At 50.1% G+C, this 13,642-nt stretch carries 9 protein-coding genes; 6 read left to right on the top strand and 3 right to left on the bottom strand.

The features are described from left to right. Positions 1-15: 15 nt before the first annotated feature. The 3 genes from ACCC71_RS00530 to ACCC71_RS00520 all read right to left on the bottom strand — a co-directional run bounded on the left by ACCC71_RS00530 (position 16) and on the right by ACCC71_RS00520 (position 3,867). The gene (locus ACCC71_RS00530) at positions 16-957 is read right to left on the bottom strand and encodes a TIGR03943 family putative permease subunit (RefSeq protein ID WP_434310507.1); all 942 of its coding nucleotides are present in this window, start codon (positions 955-957) and stop codon (positions 16-18) included. Between the two features lie 10 nt (positions 958-967). Further along, positions 968-2,311, bottom strand: a complete 1,344-nt coding sequence (locus ACCC71_RS00525) for a GTP-binding protein (RefSeq protein ID WP_434310506.1) — start codon at positions 2,309-2,311, stop codon at positions 968-970. A 377-nt stretch (positions 2,312-2,688) separates the two neighbouring features. Next, positions 2,689-3,867 (bottom strand): IS110 family transposase, encoded by a 1,179-nt coding sequence (locus tag ACCC71_RS00520; RefSeq protein ID WP_434310505.1) that lies wholly within the window; start codon positions 3,865-3,867, stop codon positions 2,689-2,691. A 278-nt stretch (positions 3,868-4,145) separates the two neighbouring features. On the opposite strand from ACCC71_RS00520, the gene ACCC71_RS00515 reads away from it, so the two are divergent. The 6 genes from ACCC71_RS00515 to ACCC71_RS00490 all read left to right on the top strand — a co-directional run bounded on the left by ACCC71_RS00515 (position 4,146) and on the right by ACCC71_RS00490 (position 13,605). Further along, complete coding sequence (locus ACCC71_RS00515) at positions 4,146-5,441, top strand: ATP-binding protein (protein ID WP_434310504.1); 1,296 nt, start codon at positions 4,146-4,148, stop codon at positions 5,439-5,441. Between the two features lie 221 nt (positions 5,442-5,662). Then, complete coding sequence (locus ACCC71_RS00510; protein WP_434310503.1) at positions 5,663-6,982, top strand: glutamine synthetase family protein; 1,320 nt, start codon at positions 5,663-5,665, stop codon at positions 6,980-6,982. 47 nt (positions 6,983-7,029) lie between these two features. Continuing rightward, the gene (locus ACCC71_RS00505) at positions 7,030-7,599 is read left to right on the top strand and encodes an ANTAR domain-containing response regulator (RefSeq protein ID WP_434310502.1); all 570 of its coding nucleotides are present in this window, start codon (positions 7,030-7,032) and stop codon (positions 7,597-7,599) included. A 55-nt stretch (positions 7,600-7,654) separates the two neighbouring features. Beyond that, positions 7,655-8,728 carry a carbamoyl phosphate synthase small subunit gene (locus tag ACCC71_RS00500; RefSeq protein WP_434311783.1) on the top strand — a complete coding sequence of 358 codons (1,074 nt, stop codon included), beginning with the start codon at positions 7,655-7,657 and terminating at the stop codon, positions 8,726-8,728. Further along, the gene (carB, locus tag ACCC71_RS00495; protein WP_434310501.1) at positions 8,719-11,997 is read left to right on the top strand and encodes a carbamoyl-phosphate synthase large subunit; all 3,279 of its coding nucleotides are present in this window, start codon (positions 8,719-8,721) and stop codon (positions 11,995-11,997) included. The genes ACCC71_RS00500 and carB overlap by 10 nt, the downstream gene beginning before the upstream one ends. Before the next feature lie 3 nt (positions 11,998-12,000). Next, positions 12,001-13,605: a CTP synthase gene (locus tag ACCC71_RS00490; protein WP_434310500.1), complete on the top strand. Its 1,605-nt coding sequence runs from the start codon at positions 12,001-12,003 to the stop codon at positions 13,603-13,605. Positions 13,606-13,642: the final 37 nt, after the last annotated feature.

Genomic DNA, 13,642 nt, shown 5'->3' with positions numbered 1-13,642 from the left:
AAAAATCCCTGCCGCCTAATTAAACGACACCACGTCGTCCTCAGGCTTCGCGGCGCCCTCGATTTTTTTCAGATGCAGCACCGGTCCTTCCTCACCGTAAAGGCGATGATACTCGACGCCAAATTCTACTTCCACATGAACCCAGTCCCTGGTCTTATAGGGAAGCACAGAATCATAATGACAGATAAATCCAAGGAACTGAATGTCGTTAGCGCAGCAGGTCATCACAAAACGACCCGGCACAAAGGCTTTTCTTCCCAGGTGCGGCGCCCGGTAAACCTGCGCTAAAAACCGAATCGTCTTTCCCTGATAGCGTTCCGGGTGCTCCATCGCGTCAATATACCAGATTCCGTAATCCATATCGTCGATCTCGACCTTATCCGCGTTCCAATCAAAGGGAAGGTCCTCCTCAGTCTCCTCCACCGGCGTCCCATCGGGCCGTTCAAAAACAATCTGCGCCCGGGAATTGACCGCTTTGATATTCCGCCGGAATTTTTTCCGGTCCAAATCGTCCTTGCAGCGGTTAAAGATGATCAGGCCCGCAGGAAACAGCGGTTCCATAAACATGGTTCTCATATTCTGCAGGTACAGCTCGGCCGTTTCCGCGTTTACCGTAGCATAGACGCCGTAAACCTGCCACCCCCGCGGCAGCGCCAGATCTAAAATTCGGTCAACGCCCCAGGTTCCGTTATACTCGATCATCACCTGGCGGGGCTGGTGCTCCATGTCAAATTCCATGAGCTGCTCTGTCGTCAGTTCGTTTTCCTCTTCCAGACGGACCACGGTCGCATCCATCTCATCCAAAAAATCCGCCGAATAGTCTTCTTCCCCATCTTCACAGGAGATGATCAGGGTCGGACCCCCGTATCGAAAATCCGGGCTCTGCAAAGCGTCTTTTAACATCGTGGTTTTTCCGCTTTCCAAAAGTCCGGTAAAAATATACACTTCTACCGCCATTGATTCCTCCTTACACATGGAAAACCTTCTTCAGCGCGTCCTCCGCCAAATCCGTGCCAATCACGCATAATTTTCCGGTATAATCCGGCTGGCAGCTCCGAATCTGGTATTCCATCGGAACCAAATCAAATTCCATCCAGTTCCCATCGTCTCCGGCTACGATTCCTTTCGCACGCAGGACCACGCCATAGGTCTTCGTCTCTGCCAGATCTTTGAGCACCGCTTCTAATTCCGAACGGCTGTAGGAATGAGCGGTCTCCACGCCCCAGCTGGTAAATACCTCGTCGGCATGATGATGGTGATGTCCACTATGATCGTGATGATGGTCATGTCCACAGTCATGTCCATGGTGATCATGATGATGCTCACAGCCAGATTCCTCGTGGTCATGGTGATGTCCACAACCGGATTCTTCGTGATCGTGATGATGTCCACAACCGGATTCTTCGTGGTCATGGTGATGTTCGCAGCCGTGCTCTTCATGCTCATGACCCTCGTGGCTATGATGCTCCTTGCAGCCTTCGTCCCCGTATTCATGGTGATACCGGCAGCCGTCCCCATGATCCTGCTCGCAGTCGTGCTCACCATGTTCATGCTCTTCATGGCCATGGTGATGTCCACAGTCGTGGTCTCCATGATGGTGGTCGTGCTCATGCTCCTCGTGATGGTGATCCGGACAGCCGCACTCTTCTTCATGATGATGATCGTGGCCGCAGCAGTCATGCTCTTCTTCCAAATGAATCAACTCTTCCGGCCGGGAGGAATGCTCCAGCGCATGGCGGATGGACTCCCCGCTTAGGCTTTCCCACGGCGTGGTGATCAGCGTCGCTTTTCCATTCTTTTCTTTCAGAAGATGTACGCACTCGTCCAGTTTATCGCCATTCATCATCTGCGTCCGGCTCAGCACAATGGTGGTCGCGTATTCTACCTGATTATTGAAAAACTCGCCAAAGTTTTTCATATACATCTTTGCTTTCTTTCCATCCACGACCGTAATCAGGCTGCCAAGAACGATCTCCGCTCCGTCCTGGATTTCTTCCACGGCTTTCGCCACATCCGACAGTTTCCCAACGCCGGAGGGCTCGATCAGCACACGATCCGGATGATACTCTGCCAGCACCTTTTTCAGGGCTTCGCTAAAATCACCGACCAGGGTACAGCAGATGCAGCCGGAGTTCATCTCCGTCACCTGAATCCCGGCCTCTCTCAGAAAACCTCCGTCAATGCCGATTTCCCCGAACTCATTCTCAATTAAGACTAGCTTTTCCCCGGCATACACCTCAGAAACCAGTTTTTTAATAAATGTCGTCTTTCCCGCGCCTAGAAAACCAGAAACGATATCTACTTTTGTCATCTCGCCATCCTTCTTTCCACTTTATATCAAACATTCTTGCCAACAAAACCCATTTTTCATACTTCCATCGGCTCGATTGGCTTTGTTCACCGAACTTTCTGGCAATGAATTCATTATAGCACTCTTTTTTGGGGAGGGCAACTCCCCGCGCCTAACGGGCCTGTTTTCTTTCTTTCGTTGTAAAAAATGTATGTATCTCTCTAATTATCGTTGTATATTTTGTTCCTTCGCGTTATACTATATCTGTATCATGCTATGGAGACTAACTATATGAAGTCAAGTAAAAATTGATAAGATTTTATAGTTTTTCTTAGCAGATAAAAAATTGTATGACAAATAAGGCAACTTCCGTTGCCTTCAGAAAGGATATTTTATTGTTACATTTGTGGAACAAATGCAGTATTGTTTTTTAATAGTGAATAGATTACTCGAACCAATTTTTTGCCTACATGGCTTTGGGCTACATGAAAATGTTTTCCTTCGGATCGCTTTTTTGCCATATAAGTAGCAAAAGTGGAATCTCTCATAGAAACCAATCTTGCAGCTTGCATTATAGCCCAACGCAAATAGGTAGATCCTCTCTTAACCATAGGTGTTTTAGATGCATTGTATTTTCCAGACTGGTAAGTAGAAGGTTCCATTCCTGCAAATGCTAGAAGTTTCGCTGGTGATGAGAAATTATTTATATCACCAATCTCAGCAAGAATGATAGCAGCAATTGTATATCCTATACCAGGAATGGTCATAAGTGGCGTGTTAAGTTCATCTACAACAAGTTTGATTTGTTGATCCAAAGTATTTATTTCAGCCTGGACGGATTGAATTAATCGAATTGTCTGTTGCAATTCAAAAGTTAAAGATCTGTTGGATGAGCCAATAGAATTAGCTGCAAGCTCCCGTAGCCGAATTGCTTTTTCACGGCCATATTTTCCACGGGAAGCCTTAGAAATAACATTTGTTAAATGAGTCAAATGACATTTGCGGATTTCGTCTGGGCATGGTAATTCAAGCAATAACTGATAACTGGAAGATTGGTGGATAGACCATACAAAATCAGGCAGTTCAGGAAAAATGATATCTATTAGCCGAGTAACAGAAAGCTTAAGTTTAGAACGGTAACCAATCATACGATAACGATGCCTTGTTAGTGACTTTAGCTCTTGGATTTGGTATGATGAAGGGGAATAGGATTTTGATTCATCAGAAAAGAGCATAGTTGCAATGACTTTGGCGTCACACTTATCTGTTTTGGTTTTCCTAAGGGTTCCGGCCTTACGAAAAGCATTTGTTACTAAAGGGTTCAGTACGGTAATACTAAAGCCTTTGGAATACAGATAGTTTGTAATGTTTGTGCTGTAATGACCTGTTGATTCAAGTCCTATTTTTACGTTTGAAAAATCACTTGACTTAAGGGCAGAGATGATGGAGGTGTAAAGTGTAACGAAACCTTCTTTGGTGTTTGGAATACGGAGGGAATCCGTAATGATAACACCATCAGAATCAATGATACAGCATTCATGTTTGGATTTGGCTACATCAATGCCAACAAATAACATAAAGAATCACTCCTTTGTAATAAATTTACGCTGTGTTTCCGCAAACTCTATGTTGAATGTATCCTTGCTATATATAAAACGTCATGCGTTATCTAACTAATTAACAAATAAACATAGAGCTGTGGTTAGAGCCTCCAAAGGAAACAGTCAGCTTATAGGGAAGCTGCCGTAGGTGTTGTAACTAATCCACAGCGTCTACAACTGATTATATAGAAAATAATCAAGAAAGGAAAATGTGTAGTGAATTTCCCTATGAGTTCATTATACAAGGTGTTCCTATGTACCGAACAGCAATAGAAAAACTTTATCAATGGAAAGAGAGTAAACGCCGCAAGCCACTGATCATCGAAGGTGCAAGACAAGTCGGAAAGACCTGGCTGATGAAAGAGTTTGGCCGCCTGGCTTATGCAGATACCGTATATATCAATTTTGATTCTAATTCCAGAATGGCAGAACTTTTTGCTTCCGATTTAAACACGGACCGCCTAATTATGGGAATCGAACTGTATGCTGGCAGGAAAATTGACCCAAACAATACGCTGCTTATCTTCGACGAGGTTCAGGAAGTACCAAGAGCACTTTCCTCTCTCAAATACTTCTGTGAAAATGCGCCGCAGTATCCGATTATCTGTGCCGGCTCGCTCTTAGGCATTGCTCTGCACGAAGGTACATCCTTTCCTGTGGGCAAGGTCGATTTTCTCAGTCTTTACCCGCTGTCCTTTCAGGAGTTTTTAATGGCGACCGTAGGGGAACGTTTCGTCAAGCTTCTGGAAAGCCAAGACTACTCGATGATTACCGCTTTTAAGCAAACCTATATCGATGCGCTCAAACAGTATTATTTCGTCGGAGGTATGCCCGAAGCAGTACAAAGCTTTGCAGAGGAAAAAGATTTTAACGAAGTCCGTGAAATTCAAAAGCGCATATTGGCGGCTTATGAACAAGATTTTTCCAAACACGCCCCCATTGAAATTGTGCCAAAAATCCGTATGATATGGAACAGTATACCCTCTCAGCTTGCCAAAGAGAATAAGAAATTTATCTACGGTCTTATGCGCGAGGGCGCACGGGCAAAGGAATATGAATCCGCGATTATGTGGCTTTGCGACTGCGGGCTTGTCCATAAGGTCAGCCGGGTAAACGCGGCAGGAATTCCTCTGAAAGCCTACGAAGATTTGAAAGCCTTTAAGCTGTTTGTCCTGGATGTGGGGCTTCTCGGCTGTATGACTGGTCTGCGTCAGCGCATACTGCTGGATGGCAACGATTTATTTATCGAGTTCAAAGGCGCGCTGACCGAACAATATGTGTGCCAGCAACTCCAAACCATTGACGATCTAGGCATTTATTACTATACCAATGATCGTGGATCCTGCGAAGTGGATTTTATTATCGACACCGGCGAACAGATCATACCCCTGGAAGTAAAGGCAGAGGTTAATCTGAAAGCAAAAAGCCTGAAAACCTACCACGAAAAATTTCATCCCGAAATTTCTATTCGCACCTCAATGGCAGATTATAAAAAAGAGAGCTGGCTCATCAATCTCCCACTCTATGCGGTAGAAGAAATCTATAAATAAGACAACAAATTTTCTCTTTTTCATATTGACTCCGGCGTCCCCGCATGCTATAATACGGCAGATGAACAAAGGCGTTCATGAAATAAGGCTTTCACACTCCCAAAAGGGAAGCTTTATTTCATGGACGCCTTTTCCAAAACAGTTCTGCCGCCTATTTCTTATGCGGGCCTGCCGCTTCAAAGGCAGAACAAAAACCCTCGTCTCCGGAAAGGAAACCTGCCATGAACGATACGATTTCAGAAGTATTACAATTTGCGAAGGAGAACGACGTAAAGTTTATTCATCTGGCTTTCTGCGATTTATTTGGTATCCAGAAAAGCATTTCCATTTTGCCCGGCGAACTTCCCCGCGCTTTCCAGCACGGAATTTCTTTTGACGCTTCGGCAATCCAAGGCTTCGGTACGGTGGAGTGTTCCGACCTGTTTTTGATTCCGGACAGTTCTTCGGTCTCCATCCTGCCTTGGCGTTCTCCCTACGAGCAAGTCATGAAAATTTATTGCGACATCAAGCGGCCGGACGGAAGCGACTTTACTGCCGACAGCCGGTACTTATTAAAACAAGCGGTAAAGCGTTGCGCCGACTTGGGATATATCTGCAAGATCGGAACGGAAGGCGAATTTTACCTGTTCCAGACCAATCCGGAAGGCGAGCCTACCACAGTTCCCTACGACCAGGCTGGTTACGGAGATACGGCGCCTCTGGACAAAGGTGAAAACCTCCGTCGGGAAATTTGTTTGACATTGGAAGATATGGATATCCGTCCGGAATCCTCCCATCATGAGCGGGGGCCGGGACAAAACGAGGTGGATTTCCGTTATTCGGACGCCCTGTCCGCCGCCGACAATTTTCTCTCCTTTAAATCCGTGGTAAAATCCGTAGCAGCGCAAAACGGCTTATACGCCTCTTTCCTGCCAAAGCCATTGTTAACAAGAAGCGGAAACGGACTGCATATCAATTTATCCTTAACGAAAGGCGGCCGAAACCTCTTCGAGATGGCGCCCGGCCATTCCCAGAGCGCGGAAAGCTTTATCGCCGGCATTCTGACCCATGCACGGGAAATTACCGCCTTCTTGAATCCGCTGACCAATTCCTATCAGCGCCTGGGCGCGTTTGAGGCCCCCGGTTATATTACTTGGTCCCACCAAAACCGTTCTCAGCTGATCCGGATTCCAGCTTCCTCCGGAGAATACAACCGAATGGAACTGCGATCCGCGGATTCTTCCTGCAATCCCTATTTGGCCTTTGCCCTTCTTATCCATGCAGGCTTAGACGGCATTGAAAACGGATTGACTTTGACAGAACCGTGCAACCAGAATCTATATGAAGCACAATCCTATATCAAGGAACACGATATTCAAACCCTCCCCCGCAGCCTGGCGGAGGCATTGGACGCGGCCGAACAAAGCGCGTTTGTAAAAAGGATTCTGCCGGAAGAAGTTCGTTCCATTTATTTTACAGAGAAGCGAAAAGAATGGGAAGCCTACCGCCAAGCGGAAGATTCCCACCAACATGAGATGAACGCGTATTTTCATCTGATCTGACAAGACAAATATTCTGGCCCGACGCGCCAAAGAAAGGTGGTGAACCGATGATTCCTGTACTCCTCATATCCGGCAACCGCAAGGCTGCCGATACGTATGCCAATCTGTTATCCTCGGTTCAGCCCCAAACAGCGGTCTGCCGGGCCGGAAGCTGCGGAGAAGCCCGCCGGCTGATGGCAAAAAATAACTTTGCCCTGATTCTCATTCTGACGCCGTTGCCGGACGGCTTTGGCACCGAATTGGCCAAGGACGCCATGCGCACGACGGCCGGAGTAATGCTGGCTGTCTCTTCCAATCTGGAAAAAGAGTTATCCTTAAAATTCCAGCAGGACGGTATCTTCGTTTTTTCCCCGGCTATGAGCCGGAAAACCTTTGACAGCGCCGTCCACCTGCTCCTGGCGGTACATAACCGGCTGGAGCGGATGCAGCCTGCGTCCGAAGCCACGCAGCAAAAATTAAAAGATATCCGTCTGGTTGACCGGGCGAAATGCTATTTGATTCAATATGAAAAGTTGACCGAACCGGAGGCCCATCGCTACATTGAAAAGCAGGCCATGGATCAGCGCGTCTCCAAACGGGAGGTGGCTGAGGAAATTTTAAGCCGGTATGATATTTAAATATAGAAAGGAGAACACCGTGAAAACCCCAACCTACTTATTACTGGAAAATGGAATGTATTTCAAGGGCGAAAGTTTCGGCGCCGAAGCCGAAGAAGTCATCGGCGAAGTCGTCTTTACCACCGGGATGACCGGTTATTTAGAGACACTAACGGACCCCAGCTACTGTGGACAAATCGTCGTCCAAACATTCCCCTTAATTGGAAATTACGGCGTCATTTCCCCTGATTTTGAAAGCGGGGATACTCACCCCTTTGCCTACATCGTAAAAGAATGGTGTCACAGACCTTCCAACTTTCGCAGCGAAGAAGATCTTGACACCTTTTTTAAAGGAAAAAATCTGCCAGGACTTGCGGGTATTGATACCAGGCAGCTAACCAAACTGCTCCGGGAAAACGGTACCATGAACGGAAAGCTGACCAAAAAGGCTCCTCCCTACTGCGAAGAGGAACTGGAACAGCTCCGCTCCTACTGCTTCCCGCGTCCAGTCCTTGCCATGACTAGGAAGAAGATGGAAACCTTTCCCGCGCCGCTATCTTGCTACCGTGTGGTTCTTTGGGATTTCGGCGCAAAGCAGAATATCATTCGGGAGTTGAATCAGCGAAACTGCGACGTGATTGCTGTTCCAGCGGATACTACGGCAGAAATGATTCAAAGCCTGAAACCGGACGGCGTTATGCTCTCCAACGGTCCCGGCAACCCGGAGGAAAATGTGGAGATCATCCAGGAACTTCAAAAAATCTGTGAAGCCCAGATTCCTCTATTTGGAATCTGTCTCGGTCATCAGCTTTTAGCCCTGGCAAGAGGCGGTCAGACGGAAAAACTGAAATACGGCCACCGGGGAGCCAACCAGCCGGTGAAAAACCTTTTGACCGGCCGAGTATCCATTACCAGTCAAAATCACGGGTATGCCGTCCGCGCCCAAAATTTACCGAAAGGCGCGATTCCCTGGTTTGAAAACGTCAACGATAAAACCTGCGAAGGCCTTCGCTACACCGATCTTCCGGCCTGTTCCGTACAGTTCCATCCGGAAGCCTGCGGCGGCCCGAAAGATACGGAAGCCCTGTTTGAAGAATTCCTCTCCTTGATGGAGCAGCAGATACAAAAGGAGGTGTCCCCATGCCGTTAAATCCTCATATCCACAAAGTGCTTGTCATTGGGTCCGGCCCCATCGTCATCGGGCAGGCCGCAGAATTTGACTACGCTGGCACCCAGGCCTGCCGAGCCTTAAAAGAAGAGGGCCTGGAAGTCGTCCTGGTCAACTCCAACCCGGCTACCATCATGACGGACAACGTGATGGCGGATCACGTCTATATGGAACCGCTGACCCTGGAAACCTTGCGGCGCATCATTCAAAAGGAAAAGCCCGACAGCCTCCTCTCCACACTGGGGGGACAGACTGGTCTGACCCTTTCCATGCAGCTGGCAAAGGAAGGCTTCCTAGCCGCCAACGGCGTCACCTTGCTTGGCGCAGGCCCGGAAACCATCGACAAAGCGGAAGACCGTCAGCAATTTAAGGACACCATGGAAGATATCGGCGAGCCCATCATCCCCTCTCTGGTCGTGGAGACCGTGGAGGACGCCCTCGCCTTTGCGGAGGAAATCTCCTATCCCGTCATCGTCCGCCCCGCCTTTACCCTGGGCGGTTCCGGCGGTGGGATTGCGGAGAATGCAGAAGAGTTAAAGGAAATTGCGGCCAGCGGCCTTCTCCAGTCCCCAATCACGCAGATCCTGGTGGAGAAATGTATCGCCGGCTGGAAGGAAATCGAGTTTGAAGTCATGAGGGACGGCGATGGCAACTGCATTACCGTCTGTTCCATGGAAAATCTTGATCCGGTGGGTATTCACACGGGCGATTCCATTGTGGTAGCGCCGGCCTTAACCTTGGCGGACAAAGAATACCAGATGCTCCGCTCCGCTGCCATCCATATCATCGAAGCCATGGGCATCGAGGGCGGCTGCAACTGCCAGTTTGCCCTGCATCCGGAAAGCTTCCGCTACGCGGTGATCGAAGTCAATCCCCGGGTATCCCGTTCCTCCGCTCTGGCCTCCAAGGCCACCGGTTACCCCATCGCCCGGATCGCGGCCAAGATTGCCATTGGCTACCGTCTGGATGAAATCCCCAATGAAATCACCGGGAAAACCACAGCCTGCTTTGAACCAACCCTAGATTATGTGGTAGTCAAATTCCCCAAATGGCCCTTTGACAAATTTGTCTATGCCAGAAGGAAACTGGGCACTCAGATGAAAGCCACCGGCGAAGTGATGTCCATCGGGCGGAACTTTGAACAGGCGTTGATGACGGCCGTCCGAGGCGCGGAGATTTCTCTGGACAGCATGAACCTACCCTCCATGAAAACCTTAGATAACCATGCTCTTATGGAGAAAATCCTTGCCTCCGACGACGAACGGATTTTTGCCGTCTACGAGAGCTTACAGCGGGGCATTTCCCCGGAAAAACTGCATCAACTGACGAAAATTGACCTCTGGTTCCTCTACAAGCTGCAGCATCTTATCGAGCTGGAAAGAAGAATGCAGCAGGAACCGCTTACGACGGCATTTTACCGTGAGCTGAAGCAGTACGGCTTTCCCGATACGGTTATCCGCCGCCTATCTGGCGTTGAACCGCCGGAGCATCTGCCGCCGGCCTTTAAAATGGTCGATACCTGCGGCGCGGAGTTTGCCGCGGAAACCCCTTATTTCTACGCTTCTCCCTGCGAAGAGGATGAAGTCGCTCCGTTTTTAGCCGAACACGCCACCGGGAAAGAGGTGGTGGTGGTTTTTGGCTCCGGCCCCATCCGTATCGGCCAGGGAATCGAATTTGACTATGCCTCCGTCCACTGCGTTTGGTCCTTAAAGAAAGCCGGCTATGAGGTGGTCATCGTCAACAACAACCCGGAAACGGTTTCCACCGACTTCAATACTGCCGACCGCCTGTACTTCTCCCCGCTGACGCCGGAGGACGTACTGAATATCATTGAAAAGGAACGCCCCATCGGCTGTGTGGTCGCCTTTGGCGGACAAACGGCCATCAAGCTAACTAAAACCCTGGTCGCCAATCAGATTCCGATCCTCGGTACGCCGGCGGACAGCATCGACCGGGCAGAGGATCGCGGACGCTTCGACGAGCTCCTCGAAAGCCTTGGCATCAAACGGCCGGACGGCACCACGGTCCACACGGAAGCGGAAGCCCTTCATGCCGCCAATACCCTTGGCTATCCGGTTTTAATGCGCCCCAGCTACGTTCTCGGCGGGCAAAATATGATTATCGCTTTCTCGGACAACGATATCATGGAATACATGAAAATCATCCTGGAACACGAGGGAGACAATGAAATCCTAATCGATAAATATCTGATGGGCACAGAACTGGAAATCGACGCGATCTGCGACGGGACCGACGTCCTGATTCCCGGCATCATGGAACATATCGAGCGGGCCGGCGTCCATTCCGGCGACTCCATCGCCGTGTATCCGGCCTGGAACGTATCCCCCAAGCAGACGGAACGGCTGATCCGCTATTCCACCCAGTTGGCTCTGGCGTTAGACACCCGCGGCCTTATCAATATCCAGTACGTGATCCATGAGGACAATATTTATGTGATCGAGGTGAACCCTAGATCTTCCCGGACGGTCCCTTATATCAGTAAAGTGACCGGCATTCCCATGGTGGATTTAGCCACCCGGATCATGCTGGGAGAAACCTTAGCCGATATGGGCTATACCAGCGGTCTCTATCCACCGTCGCCCTACTACGCCGTCAAGGTTCCTGTTTTCTCCTTTGCCAAACTGGCGGATGTGGATACCCAGCTGGGGCCGGAGATGAAATCCACCGGCGAGGTTCTGGGCGTGGCGCGCACCATGTCCGAAGCGCTCTACAAAGGTCTGGTGGCCGCCGGTTACCAGATGGAAAAATCCGGAGGCGTATTGCTGACGGTACGGGATTCCGACAAGGCGGAAATCGGCGCTGTCGCCCAGTTTTTCCACACCCTTGGCTTTTCCCTCTACGCCACCCACGGAACGGCCGAGATGCTGCGGGAAAATAACCTTCCCGTTGAGGAAGTGCAAAAAATCCACGAATCGGAACAGAATTCCCTCACCCTTTTGGAAAGCGGAAAGATTCGCTATATTATCTCCACTTCTGCCAAAGGAAGAATTCCCGTTCGGGACAGCGTAAAGCTGCGCCGGAAAGCCGTGGAGCTGGGCATCCCCTGCCTGACCTCCCTGGATACGGCCATCGCCCTGGCTTCCAGCCTGGAAAGCGGCTACAGCGAACACAATATTTCTCTGGTAGATATGAACCACCGTAAACAGACCACGCCGGTCATCCCGGGCCAGGAAGGACTTCCTTTGTACCGGGACGGCCGCCCACAATTTCTCTATCAAAAGGAGGCATAAGCTATGGCAAAATACATCTTCGTCACCGGAGGCGTCGTCTCCGGACTTGGAAAAGGCATCACCGCCGCATCGCTGGGAAGACTGTTAAAGGCCCGCGGTTTTCGCGTCGCCGCCCAGAAATTAGACCCGTACATCAATGTAGATCCCGGTACCATGAGCCCCTTCCAGCATGGCGAAGTATTTGTCACGGAAGACGGCGCGGAGACCGACCTGGATCTGGGGCATTATGAGCGGTTCATCAACGAAAATTTAAACCAGTTTTCCAACCTGACCACAGGGAAGGTCTACTGGAACGTATTAAATAAGGAAAGGCGCGGGGAATATCTGGGTGAAACTGTACAGGTGATTCCCCATATCACCAATGAGATCAAGGAATTTATCTATTCCGTTCAGAAAAAAACCGACGCCGATATCGTCATCACGGAAATCGGCGGAACCACCGGCGACATGGAGTCCCAGCCGTTTTTGGAGGCCATCCGCCAGGTGGGCCACGAGGTAGGCCGGGAAAACCGTTTGTTTATCCACGTCACCTTAATCCCCTATCTGGAATCCTCCGGGGAACACAAATCCAAACCGACCCAGCACTCAGTCAAAGAGCTTCAATCCTTCGGCATCATGCCGGATATCATTGTTGCCCGCTGCAGCCGTCCGGTGGAGCCGGAAATTTACCGGAAGATCGCGCTGTTTTGCAATGTAAAAGAGGACTGCGTCATCGAAAACCGCAATGTGTCCTGCCTCTACGAAGCGCCTTTGATGTTGGAGGAGGCCGGCCTTGCGAAGATCGCGCTCCGGGAACTTTCTCTTGAAAAGGAAGCATCCCCCTGCAATCTGACCGGCTGGAAAGAGATGGTCGACCGGATCAAAGGCTGCCATAAGGAAGTCACCATCGCCCTGGTGGGAAAATACATCAAACTTCATGACTCCTATCTCTCGGTGGTGGAAGCCTTAAAACACGGCGGCTGGGAATGCGGCGTTAACCTCAATATTCGCTGGATCGACAGTGAAACCGTAACCGAAGAAACAGCGGATTCGCTGTTTCACGATGTGGACGGCATCCTGATTCCCGGCGGTTTTGGCGACCGGGGAATCAACGGCATGATCTGCGCAGCCTCTTATGCCCGTGTCCACCACATTCCTTATTTGGGCCTTTGCCTTGGCATGCAGATCGCGGCCATCGCCTTTGCCCGCGGCGTTTTGGGATACGAGGACGCCAATTCCGGGGAATTCGTCCCGGACGGCGCCCACTCCGTCATTGACTTGATGCCTGACCAGCAGGGCAATATTCCGAAAGGCGGTACCATGCGCCTCGGCGCTTATCCTTGCGTCCTGCAGGACGGCAGCCTGCTCCAGAAAATCTATGGACAAAAGGAGATTTCCGAGCGTCACCGCCACCGCTATGAATTTAATAACCAGTTCCGGGAAGAGTTTCAAAAAAACGGAGCCCGTTTCGCCGGACTCTCCCCCGACGGGCGGCTGGTGGAAGCATTTGAAGTCCCCGGCCATCCTTTCTATGTCGGCGTTCAGTATCATCCGGAATTTAAGAGCCGCCCCAACAAGGCGCACCCTTTGTTCCGGGCCTTTGTGGACGCCGCCTGCAAGCAGGGATAAAAGCAGACTTTACGTCTGGGAAGTCCATGGGAGGGTA

Source organism: Hominifimenecus sp. rT4P-3, from assembly GCF_051055405.1.
GTDB lineage: Bacteria > Bacillota > Clostridia > Lachnospirales > Lachnospiraceae > Pseudolachnospira.
This window is presented reverse-complemented; position numbering and strand designations above follow the sequence as displayed.

Excerpts from the sequence above, each read along its gene's own strand:
- ACCC71_RS00530 (WP_434310507.1), bottom strand. The coding sequence starts at position 957 with ATGGCGGTAGAAGTGTATATTTTTACCGGACTTTTGGAAAGCGGAAAA.
- ACCC71_RS00525 (WP_434310506.1), bottom strand. The coding sequence starts at position 2,311 with ATGACAAAAGTAGATATCGTTTCTGGTTTTCTAGGCGCGGGAAAGACG.
- ACCC71_RS00520 (WP_434310505.1), bottom strand. The coding sequence starts at position 3,867 with ATGTTATTTGTTGGCATTGATGTAGCCAAATCCAAACATGAATGCTGT.
- ACCC71_RS00515 (WP_434310504.1), top strand. The coding sequence starts at position 4,146 with ATGTACCGAACAGCAATAGAAAAACTTTATCAATGGAAAGAGAGTAAA.
- ACCC71_RS00510 (WP_434310503.1), top strand. The coding sequence starts at position 5,663 with ATGAACGATACGATTTCAGAAGTATTACAATTTGCGAAGGAGAACGAC.
- ACCC71_RS00505 (WP_434310502.1), top strand. The coding sequence starts at position 7,030 with ATGATTCCTGTACTCCTCATATCCGGCAACCGCAAGGCTGCCGATACG.
- ACCC71_RS00500 (WP_434311783.1), top strand. The coding sequence starts at position 7,655 with ATGTATTTCAAGGGCGAAAGTTTCGGCGCCGAAGCCGAAGAAGTCATC.
- carB (WP_434310501.1), top strand. The coding sequence starts at position 8,719 with ATGCCGTTAAATCCTCATATCCACAAAGTGCTTGTCATTGGGTCCGGC.
- ACCC71_RS00490 (WP_434310500.1), top strand. The coding sequence starts at position 12,001 with ATGGCAAAATACATCTTCGTCACCGGAGGCGTCGTCTCCGGACTTGGA.